The following is a 6,530-nucleotide window of genomic DNA, read 5'->3' as shown; positions in this document are numbered from 1 at the left end:
CGAGCTCACCCTCGACCTCGACGGCACCGGGCGCAGCAGCATCGACACGAGCGTCCCGTTCTTCGACCACCTGCTGACGGCGTTCGCGAAGCACTCGCTCACCGATCTCACCGTGCGCTCGAGCGGCGACACGCACATCGATGCGCACCACACGGTGGAGGACGTCGCAATCGTGCTCGGTCAGGCGATCCGCCAGGCGCTCGGCGACAAGGCCGGCATCTCGCGCTACGGCGACGCGCTCGTGCCGCTCGATGAGGCCCTCGCGCAGGCTGTGGTCGACATCAGCGGCCGTCCGTACCTCGTGCACACCGGCGAGCCGGAGGGGTACGAGCACCACCTGATCGGCGGCCACTTCACCGGTTCGCTCGTGCGCCACACGTTCGAGGCGATCGCGTTCAACGCGGGCCTCACCGTGCACGTGCGCGTGCTCTCGGGTCGCGACCCGCACCACATCGCGGAGGCCGAGTACAAGGCGTTCGCGCGAGCGTTCCGTCAGGCGAAGGCGCTTGACCCGCTCGTCGAGGGCATCCCCAGCACCAAGGGCGCTCTGTGACGCGCACGCCGCTCGTCGCGGTGCTCGACTACGGGTCGGGCAACGTGCACTCCGCGGTGAAGGCGCTCGCGGTGGCCGGCGCCGACGCGCGCCTCACCGCCGATCGCGCGCTCGTGCTCGAGGCCGACGGTCTGGTGGTGCCAGGGGTCGGCGCGTTCCGAGCCGTCATGGAGGCGCTCCGCGCCAGCGGGGGAGACGAGCTCATCGACCGGCGCCTCGCCGGAGGACGTCCCGTGCTCGGAATCTGCGTCGGCATGCAGGTGCTGTTCGGCCGCGGGGTCGAACGCGGCGACGACACCCCGGGTCTGGGGGAGTGGCCGGGGGTGGTGACCGAATTGGATGCCCCGGTGCTCCCGCACATGGGATGGAACACCGTCGAGCCCGGCGAGGGGTCGACGCTGTTCGCCGGCGTCGAGGACGAGCGGTTCTACTTCGTGCACTCCTTCGCGGCGCAGCAGTGGTCGCTCGAGGTGCAGCCGCCCTTCCCCACGCCGTCGCTGACCTGGGCGACCCACGGGTCCCGGTTCCTCGCAGCCGTGGAGAACGGCGCGCTGTCGGCGACCCAGTTCCACCCGGAGAAGTCGGGGGCCGCCGGCATCCGACTGCTGTCCAATTGGATCGGCTCGCTCTCCGCGGGATAACCTCTCCCGGGCGCGCGTCGGCGCGCCGCGGCATCCGCCTGTTCGCTTCACCCGAGGACCCATGAACGACTTCGCTTCCACGCCCGAACTGATCCTCCTTCCCGCGGTCGACGTGGCCGACGGCAAGGCCGTGCGCCTCACCCAGGGGGAGGCCGGCAGCGAGACGAGCTACGGCGACCCCGTCGAGGCCGCCCTCGAGTGGGCCCGCCAGGGTGCGCAGTGGATCCACCTCGTCGACCTCGACGCGGCGTTCGGTCGGGGCAGCAACGCGGCCCTGCTGCGCAAGGTCATCACGCACGTCAAGGGTGTAAACGTCGAGGTCTCCGGCGGCATCCGCGACGACGCCTCGCTCGAGGCGGCTCTCGAGTCGGGCGCGGCGCGCATCAACCTCGGCACCGCGGCCCTGGAGAACCCGGAGTGGGCGGCAGATGTCATCGGCCGCTACGGTGACGCGGTCGCCGTCGGCCTCGACGTGCGCGGAACGACCCTCGCCGCCCGCGGCTGGACGCGCGACGGCGGCGACCTGTGGGCCGTGCTCGACCGGCTGGAGGAGGCTGGCTGCACGCGGTACGTCGTCACCGACGTCACCAAGGACGGCACGCTGCGCGGCCCGAACCTCGACCTGCTGCGCACCGTCGCCGACCGCACGCCGAAGCCGGTCATCGCGTCCGGCGGCATCTCGAGCCTCGACGACATCGCGGCGCTGCGCGAGCTCGTGCCGCACGGTGTCGAGGGCGCGATCGTCGGCAAGGCGCTCTATTCGGGGGCGTTCACCCTGCGCGAGGCGCTGGATGTCGCCGGAGCCTGAGTCGCGGCATCCCGGTCAGGGCGAGGCCTGCGGCCACGACCACGGCTCGGCGCACGATCCTCACCTGACCGATTCGGCGGGCACTCCGTGGGCGGGTCGCAGCTTCGAGCCGAACCCGCACGCGGGCGACGACGGCTCGGCCGACCCCGCTCTGCGGGCGGCGCTGGAGGCCTTCCATGCCGGCGAGGGCGATCAGGTCGCCGTCGCGACCGCGTACCGCACGGCGCGCCTGCTGATCCCGCTCATCGCCGAGAAGGGAGACGAGGGTGTGGGCCCGACCGGCCTTGTCGTCGACAAGACGCAGGAGCTGTCGATCGTCACGGTGGCTGCGCCCGACGGGCGACGCGTGCTGCCGGTGTTCACATCGGTGGCGACCATGAGCGCCTGGGATGCCGCGGCTCGCCCGGTGCCCGCCGACGGCGTGCGCACGGCGCTCGCGGCCGCGAACGACGACACCGACCTGATCGTGATCGACCCGGGCTCGGACACAGAGTTCGTGCTGCGGCGCCCCGCCGTGTGGGCGATCGCCAAGGGTGAGGAATGGGAGCCGTCCTTCGCCTCGCCGGCGGTGTTCCTGGGCCTTCAGCGCAGCATCGCGCACGAGCTCGCGGTGCTCGATCTGCAGGTGGCTCCCGGGGATCCGCGCGCGCGGGGTCTGGGCTCCGAACTCGTCGTGCACCTGAATCTCGCGGCGGGCCTCGATCAGCAGGAGCTCGACGCCGTGCTCGCGCGACTCGCCCGCCGGTGGGCCGCCGATGACGCGGTGGCGACCCTGGTCGACTCGCTGTCGGTCAAGTTGCACCGCGCGCGCTGAGCTGCGTCGCGCCGCCGCTCTGCCATCGCGACCGGACGAGTGCGCGCCGGGGCGGGGTCAGGTGACCGGGCCGGTCCACTTCTCGCCGGGTCCCTTGCCGATCGGGTCGGGAACGACGGATGCCTCGCGAAAGGCGAGCTGCAGGGAGCGCAGGCCGTCGCGGAGTGACCGCGCGTGCATGTCGCTGACCTCGGGGGCGGCGGCGGTGAGGAGGCCGGCCAGGGCGTTGATGAGCTTGCGGGCCTCGTCGAGGTCGGTCTGCGACTCCGGGTCGTCGGCGAGGCCGACCTTGACGGCGGCCGCGCTCATGAGGTGCACGGCGGTCGTGGTGATGATCTCGACCGCGGCCACGTCGGCGATGTCGCGCACGGCGCTCGACGCGGCGCGCTCCTGCTCCTCCCAGCGAGCGTGGCGCTCGTCGTCGGTGAAGGCGTTGTCGTCGGGGCTCGTGTGCACGTCGTTCTCTCTGCTAGACTGTGCGGGCATCCGAGCGTCTGCTTCGGATCGAAAGTGGATCACATCCCACCCGCGCTTGCCGCCCAAGGTTACCGGGTCGAACGCACAGCTCCGGTTCTCCGGTGGCGGCCTTGTGGCGCGTGCGGGCGCGAACGTCGTGACGTCGCGTGGGTGGAGTGTGCGAATCTTCCGCCCGCTTCGCACCCGCGTCGCGGTGGCACCCGCTACGTAAGAGGAGTTCCGCATCAGCGATCCCCGCACCAATGAGCGCATCCGCGTCCCCGAGGTCCGCCTCGTGGGTCCGAACGGCGAGCAGGTAGGCGTCGTCCGTATCGAGGTTGCGCAGCGTCTGGCCCAGGAGGCAGACCTCGACCTGGTCGAGGTGGCCCCCAACTCGAAGCCGCCCGTCGTCAAGATCATGGACTACGGCAAGTTCAAGTACGAGGCCGCGCAGAAGGCCAAGGAGGCCCGGCGCAATCAGGCGAACACGGTCTTGAAGGAGGTGCGGTTCCGCCTCAAGATCGAGGCTCACGACTACACCACCAAGCTCAAGCGCGCCGAGGGATTCCTCAAGTCGGGTGACAAGGTGAAGGCGATGATCCTGTTCCGCGGTCGCGAGCAGTCGCGTCCGGAACTGGGTGTGCGCCTGCTTCGCAAGTTCGCCGAGGATGTCTCCGAGTTCGGCACCGTCGAATCGAACCCCACGATCGACGGTCGCAACATGGTCATGGTGATCGCGCCTCACAAGAACAAGTCCGAGGCGAAGGCGGAGCAGAACGCCCAGCGTGCCGCGAACAAGGAGGCCGCCCGTTCGGCCGCCCGCGGCGACACCCCCACTGACGAGCAGCCCGCTCCGGTTCCGGCCGAGTAGGGCGCCACGATTCCCGTCCGCGGGACACAACACAGAAGGAAACCGACATGCCGAAGCAGAAGACCCACTCGGGTGCCAAGAAGCGCTTCAAGATCACCGGCACCGGCAAGCTCATGAAGCAGCAGGCCAACCTGCGCCACAACTTCGAGGGCAAGCCCACCAAGCGCACCCGCCGTCTGTCGCAGGAGCAGGTGCTCGCCCCGGGCGACGCCAAGGTCGCGAAGAAGCTCCTCGGCCGCTGAGCGCGCCGACCCACGTGAGGAAGACAAGAAATGGCTAGAGTCAAGCGGGCCGTCAACGCCCAGAAGAAGCGTCGTACCATCCTCGATCGCGCCTCGGGTTACCGTGGCCAGCGGTCGCGCCTCTACCGCAAGGCGAAGGAGCAGGTCACCCACTCGCTCGTCTACGCGTACCGCGACCGTCGCAAGCGCAAGGGCGACTTCCGCCGTCTGTGGATCCAGCGCATCAACGCCGCTGCCCGTCAGAACGGCATCACCTACAACCGCTTCATCCAGGGCCTCGGCCTCGCGGGTGTGCAGGTCGACCGCCGTATCCTGGCCGACCTCGCGGTGAACGAGCCCGCGACGTTCGCGTCGCTGGTCGCGACGGCGAAGGCCGCCCTTCCGGCCGACGTGAACGCGCCCAAGGTCTCGGCCTAAGCGTCACACGCTGCACGGGGCGTCCTCCTTCGGGAGGGCGCCCCGTTCGTCGTTCCCGGGCGAGGCACCCCACCGCTCTAGACTGGCCGCGTGCTCGAGAATCCCCGATCGCCGCGCGCCCGAGCGGTCGCGAAGCTCGCCAAACGGGCGGCGCGCGACGAGACCGGCCTGTACCTCCTCGAGGGTCCGCAGGCCGTGCGCGAGGCGCTCGCCTTCCGTGCCGACGGCCTGGTCGAGCTCTATGCGACGCCCGCCGCCTGGGATCGCCACGCCGACCTCCGCGAGGCGGCATCGCGCGCGGGGCTCCGCGTAGAGCTCGCGTCCGACGCGGTGATCGAGGCGATGGCTGACACCGTCACTCCTCAGGGCATCATCGCTGTCGCCCGCCAGGACGAGGCATCCATCGACGACGTTCTCGCCCGTGCACCGCGACTGCTCGCGATCTGCGAAGAGATCCGCGATCCGGGCAATCTCGGCACGATCATCCGCGCGGCCGACGCCGTCGGCGCCGATGCGGTGGTTCTGACCGGGCGCACGGTGGATCCCTACAACCCGAAGGTCGTGCGGTCGACGACCGGGTCTCTGTTCCACGTGCCGGTGGCGCGCGTCGAGTCACTGGAAGACGTGATCGACGCGGCACGCGCGGCAGGACTGCGCGTCGTCGCCGCCGACGTCAAGGGCGACGATCTGCTCGACGCGCGGCGAGCCGGGGAACTCGACGGCCCGACCGCCTGGGTGTTCGGAAACGAGGCGCACGGGCTGCCCGATGAGGCGCTCGAGTGGGTGGATGCCGCGCTGCGCCTGCCGATCTACGGGCAGGCCGAGTCGTTGAACCTCGCAACTGCGGCGAGCGTCTGCCTCTACGAATCGGCGTTCGCCCAGCGCGGCTGACCGGCCGGATGCCGTGTCGCGGAAGCCGGCCGAGGCAGGTTCCGCGGAGGTTACATCCCCCTGGGAGAATCCGCCACGGGTCGCGATCGTCCACATCCCGTTCATAGAGTGGACATCATGTCTTCCCAGGATTCCCCCGGCCCGGCGACATCGAACATCAGCGTGCGACGCGGCGATCCGCTGGTCGTCGTCGAGCGCGTGCAGAAGCACTACGGCGATTTCCACGCCCTCAAGGACATCGACCTGACGGTCAACCGAGGCGAGGTGGTCGTGGTGATCGGCCCCTCCGGATCGGGGAAGTCGACGCTCTGCCGCACGATCAACCGGCTCGAGACCATCACCTCGGGAACGATCGCGATCGACGGCGTGGCGCTTCCGAGCGAGGGGAGGGCGCTGGCGGCGCTCCGTGCCGACGTCGGCATGGTGTTCCAGTCGTTCAACCTGTTCTCCCATCTCACGATCCTCGAGAACGTCACCCTCGGACCGATCAAGGTCAAGAAGCAGAAGAAGGCGGAGGCGGAGGCATCCGGTCGTCGACTTCTCGACCGCGTCGGCGTCGGGGCGCAGGCCGACAAGCTGCCGGCGCAGCTCTCCGGCGGACAGCAGCAGCGTGTCGCCATCGCCCGGGCGCTCGCGATGGCCCCCAAGGTGATGCTCTTCGACGAGCCCACGAGCGCCCTCGACCCCGAGATGATCACCGAGGTGCTCGACGTGATGACCTCGCTCGCGCACGAAGGGATGACCATGATCGTCGTCACCCACGAGATGGGCTTCGCGCGCAAGGCCGCCGACCGGGTCGTGTTCATGGCCGACGGCCAGATCGTCGAGCAGGCGACT

At 70.1% G+C, this 6,530-nt stretch carries 10 protein-coding genes; 9 read left to right on the top strand and 1 reads right to left on the bottom strand.

Annotation, left to right across the window (positions count from 1 at the left end):
• The 4 genes from hisB to ASG00_RS10425 form a co-directional block, all read left to right on the top strand.
• Positions 1 to 553 (top strand): imidazoleglycerol-phosphate dehydratase HisB (gene hisB / locus ASG00_RS15440; RefSeq protein WP_162238390.1); only part of this gene is annotated, 553 nt, incomplete at its 5' end.
• Positions 550 to 1,194 carry an imidazole glycerol phosphate synthase subunit HisH gene (hisH, locus tag ASG00_RS10435; protein WP_056209357.1) on the top strand — a complete coding sequence of 215 codons (645 nt, stop codon included), beginning with the start codon at positions 550 to 552 and terminating at the stop codon, positions 1,192 to 1,194. The genes hisB and hisH, both read left to right, overlap by 4 nt.
• Before the next feature lie 61 nt (positions 1,195 to 1,255).
• Positions 1,256 to 2,002, top strand: a complete 747-nt coding sequence (priA, locus tag ASG00_RS10430) for a bifunctional 1-(5-phosphoribosyl)-5-((5-phosphoribosylamino)methylideneamino)imidazole-4-carboxamide isomerase/phosphoribosylanthranilate isomerase PriA (RefSeq protein ID WP_045247621.1) — start codon at positions 1,256 to 1,258, stop codon at positions 2,000 to 2,002.
• Positions 1,986 to 2,816 (top strand): SseB family protein, encoded by an 831-nt coding sequence (locus tag ASG00_RS10425; protein WP_056209353.1) that lies wholly within the window; start codon positions 1,986 to 1,988, stop codon positions 2,814 to 2,816. The genes priA and ASG00_RS10425 overlap by 17 nt, the downstream gene beginning before the upstream one ends.
• Positions 2,817 to 2,873: 57 nt before the next feature.
• Here the strand turns inward: ASG00_RS10425 and ASG00_RS10420 are convergent, their stop codons facing one another.
• Entirely contained in the window at positions 2,874 to 3,302 is a 429-nt protein-coding gene (locus tag ASG00_RS10420; protein WP_056209350.1) for a DUF1844 domain-containing protein, read from the bottom strand.
• Between the two features lie 214 nt (positions 3,303 to 3,516).
• Between ASG00_RS10420 and infC the strand changes: the two genes are divergently transcribed.
• The 5 genes from infC to ASG00_RS14555 all read left to right on the top strand — a co-directional run.
• A complete protein-coding gene (gene infC / locus ASG00_RS10415) occupies positions 3,517 to 4,143 on the top strand; it encodes a translation initiation factor IF-3 (RefSeq protein ID WP_082483203.1) in 627 nt (208 codons plus the stop codon).
• A 47-nt stretch (positions 4,144 to 4,190) separates the two neighbouring features.
• The gene (gene rpmI, locus ASG00_RS10410) at positions 4,191 to 4,385 is read left to right on the top strand and encodes a 50S ribosomal protein L35 (RefSeq protein ID WP_045247624.1); all 195 of its coding nucleotides are present in this window, start codon (positions 4,191 to 4,193) and stop codon (positions 4,383 to 4,385) included.
• Between the two features lie 30 nt (positions 4,386 to 4,415).
• On the top strand, positions 4,416 to 4,802 hold the full coding sequence (rplT, locus tag ASG00_RS10405) for a 50S ribosomal protein L20 (protein ID WP_056209345.1): 387 nt from the start codon (positions 4,416 to 4,418) through the stop codon (positions 4,800 to 4,802).
• A 90-nt stretch (positions 4,803 to 4,892) separates the two neighbouring features.
• Positions 4,893 to 5,693, top strand: a complete 801-nt coding sequence (locus tag ASG00_RS10400; RefSeq protein WP_045247626.1) for a TrmH family RNA methyltransferase — start codon at positions 4,893 to 4,895, stop codon at positions 5,691 to 5,693.
• Between the two features lie 117 nt (positions 5,694 to 5,810).
• Positions 5,811 to 6,530 (top strand): amino acid ABC transporter ATP-binding protein (locus ASG00_RS14555; RefSeq protein ID WP_082483217.1); only part of this gene is annotated, 720 nt, incomplete at its 3' end.

The sequence above is a fragment of the Microbacterium sp. Leaf351 genome, from assembly GCF_001423825.1.
GTDB classification, from domain to species: Bacteria; Actinomycetota; Actinomycetes; order Actinomycetales; family Microbacteriaceae; genus Microbacterium; species Microbacterium ginsengisoli.
Note: the sequence above shows the minus strand (reverse complement) of the source record. Positions and strands in the feature narration are given on the sequence as shown.

Coding starts and splice junctions, on each gene's coding strand:
- priA (WP_045247621.1), top strand. CDS start 1,256: ATGAACGACTTCGCTTCCACGCCCGAACTGATCCTCCTTCCCGCGGTC.
- ASG00_RS10425 (WP_056209353.1), top strand. CDS start 1,986: ATGTCGCCGGAGCCTGAGTCGCGGCATCCCGGTCAGGGCGAGGCCTGC.
- ASG00_RS10420 (WP_056209350.1), bottom strand. CDS start 3,302: ATGCCCGCACAGTCTAGCAGAGAGAACGACGTGCACACGAGCCCCGAC.
- rpmI (WP_045247624.1), top strand. CDS start 4,191: ATGCCGAAGCAGAAGACCCACTCGGGTGCCAAGAAGCGCTTCAAGATC.
- rplT (WP_056209345.1), top strand. CDS start 4,416: ATGGCTAGAGTCAAGCGGGCCGTCAACGCCCAGAAGAAGCGTCGTACC.